Source organism: Dysgonomonas sp. GY75 (assembly GCF_015234155.1).
GTDB lineage: Bacteria > Bacteroidota > Bacteroidia > Bacteroidales > Dysgonomonadaceae > Dysgonomonas > Dysgonomonas gadei.
In genome coordinates this window covers 1-3,224 of record NZ_JADCLQ010000008.1, presented here as the reverse complement: position 1 = coordinate 3,224, position 3,224 = coordinate 1, and the positions used below count along the sequence as shown (strand labels likewise).

Below are 3,224 nucleotides of genomic sequence, written 5' to 3'. Positions count from 1 at the left end.
GAAACTATAGAGAAAATTTCAATTGACCAACAAGAGCAGCTTCGAACAATACTATTGAAATCGGGACTTAAATTGATGGATGATAAAAAGGCAATCCAAATAGAACAGATAAAAACTATAATTATAGAACTGATACATCACGCTAGAGAAGAACTAAAAGTCAATTTTTCTGATTATCTGAGCGAAAAATTAAATAACAACTACACTTATTTAGCCAATTTATTTTCGGAAGCAGAAGGTGTTACTATTGAACATTTTATTATTATACATAAAATAGAAAAGGTAAAAGAATTAATTCTTTATGATGAATTGAACCTTACCGAAATTTCCTACAAATTACATTATAGCAGTGTCGCCCATTTATCCAATCAATTTAAAAAAGTGACAGGATTGACTCCTACTTTTTATAAAAACCTTAAGAATAAACGCCGGAATAATATAGAAAACTTGTAAAACCTCCTCCAAAGGCTTTAATTTGACCTTTTGAGGAAGTTTTTTCTATTTTATTGAGGCTATACAATTTCATATCTTACTACCTAATCCAAACCTCAACAAAATGTTCTGCATAATCATTTTTCATACATAAAGTGTTTAAATTATCTTGTTTCTGCCCATCTAAAACAAGATAAGGTTCTATTGCAGAGTCTTTTATGCGATTGAATGTGATGAGATAAACAGTCTCTTGAAAACGATAATGTATTTTGTAACTATCCCATTCTTTTTTCAGATGAGGTGTTAGATGTAGTTTATCTCCCACACGATTGATGCCTAGCAATGCTTCCATTAACAGCCGATAGATCCACGATGCCGAACCTGTATACCATGTCCAGCCGCCTCTTCCGAGATGCTGAGGATTTGTGTACACATCGGCAGCTACCACATAAGGCTCAACTTTGTAAATGGCAATAGCTGCCGCTGTAGCCCCATGTTGTACCGGATTCAGTAAATCGAAAAGCTCCCATGCTTTATCTGTTTCTCCCATCATGGCAAAAGCCAACGCTGTCCAGATGGCTGCGTGAGTATATTGCCCTCCGTTTTCACGGACTCCCGGAATATAACCCTTTATATAACCCGGATTTAGAGATGATTTATCAAATGAAGGAGTAAACAATCGGATGAGTTTGGCTTCTCTTTCGATTAGCTGCATATCAACTTGCTTCATCGCCATTGCCGAACGCTCCTTATCTCCTGCACCACTTATAACCGACCAACTTTGAGCAATAGAGTCAATCCGGCATTCTTCATTCAAAACAGAACCGAGAGGACTACCGTCATCAAAGAAGGCTCGACGATACCATTTGCCATCCCAAGCATGTAACCTGATGTTTTTTTGCAATTCTTTTGCTTGATCTACACAGTACTGAGCAAAAGATTCATCATTACGAAGCCTTGCTATATCTGAAAATTTGATCAATACGTCATACAAAAAGAAACCGAGCCAAACACTTTCACCTTTTCCTTCTTTTCCAACCAGATTCATACCATCGTTCCAATCGCCACATCCCATGAGAGGTAAGCCGTGTATGCCAAATTTAAGACCATACTTAATACTCCTCACGCAATGTTCATAAAGAGATGCAGATTCGGCTGAATGATTGGGCTGATCGTAATATGATTCTTCGTCTGCCCGTAGCTCCCGGCCTTCGATAAACGATACGACTTCGTCTAAAATATCATTATCCCCAACAGTCGAAATATATTGACATGCAACATAAGGCAACCACAAATAATCGTCCGAAAAATGGGTTCGTACACCTCTATCCATCGGAGGATGCCACCAATGTTGCACATCGCCTTCGGTAAATTGATGCGCGGCTGCACGAAGTATTTGCTTCCGGGTTATATCGGGTTCAACATGAACCAGAGCCATTACGTCCTGTAACTGGTCGCGGAAACCATAAGCTCCTCCCGATTGGTAGAATCCCGAACGTGCCCAAATACGGCTACTCAACGTTTGATACAGTAACCAACCGTTAGCCATTACATTGACCGAAGAATCAGGAGTGTCTACTTTGATTCCACCAAGTGTTTGATTCCAATAGTTGCGAACACTATCTAATGTTTGTTGTGAAGATCCTATTTGTCGATAACGGCGGACTAATTGTTTCATCTCCTCTTTATTCTGAGCAAATCCTAACTTGAAACGAGTCTCTTTAGTTTTCCCCTCTGCTAAATTAAAAATAACTTGAATGACTCCACAAGCATCCATGCCTGCTCCTGTTTTTCCTGATAGACGAGTATGCTTCATCGCTTCAGGATCAGATAAACTTCCATTTTGCCCAATAAATTCTTTTCGATCGCCTGTCACCGTTCGGGGCTCATTGACATCTATAAAAGCAATCTTTCCTGTGAAATCTGAGTTATAGAAATTATGAGCAAAAAGCACCCCTGTTTCTATATCGACCTCCGTCTGAGTATGTAAAAGACTTTTGGATTTTTTCTCTGCCAACACCCATTCATAATAGCCGGTAACAGATAAGTTCCGCGGACGATTGGAGATATTCTTTATTTTTAAGATTGTGAATTTTATAGATGTGTCCAAAGCCACATACATCCACAGTTCTGATTTTATTCCATTTTCAGTATGCTCAAAGACAGTATAGCCAAAACCATGTCGAATAACATAAGGGGTATTTCCTCTTGCGGGATATGGTGTTGGAGACCAATACTGTCCGGTTTCTTCGTCGCGAATATAAAAGGCTTCACCCGATGAGTCCAGTATTGTATCGTTATGCCAAGGTGTAATACGGAACTCATGTGCATTTTCGCCCCAGGTATAAGCGCTACCGCTTTCAGATACCACCGTTCCAAAATGTTCATTTGCCAATACATTACACCAAGGAGCGGGTGTCGATTCTCCCGGTTTTAATGTAATAACATACTCCTGCCCATCGGGCGTAAATCCTCCAAAACCATTAGAGAAAATTAAATTACGCTGAGCTAATTCAGTTTCTACTGTTGTATTTACAGTACGTGTTGGTTTTAATATCGAAGTCTGAACATCTGTAGTTAACTTACCTTCCATTTGGTCGAATAATGTCCCTTGCTCATCATCTATTACAATTCGGGCAACAGACTGAAGAAGCAATATATCTTCATGTGGCATATGCTCTATCCGTCGAACATAAATGCCACCTTGCTTTTCTAAAAACGTAGCATCTACGCCACTATGTATCAGGTTTATTATCTCATCATACAATGATTGGCGATACACCGATGTGTCT

2 protein-coding genes are annotated in these 3,224 nt (G+C 39.2%); one reads left to right on the top strand and one right to left on the bottom strand.

Features of this window, described 5'->3' with window-relative positions; genetic code table 11:
- Positions 1-453, top strand: a 453-nt coding sequence (locus IR083_RS04315; protein ID WP_194223394.1) for a helix-turn-helix domain-containing protein, incomplete at its 5' end; no start/stop codon positions are given.
- Between the two features lie 79 nt (positions 454-532).
- Here IR083_RS04315 and IR083_RS04310 read toward each other — a convergent pair.
- A partial coding sequence (locus IR083_RS04310) for a GH36-type glycosyl hydrolase domain-containing protein (protein WP_410492850.1) occupies positions 533-3,224 on the bottom strand: 2,692 nt, incomplete at its 5' end.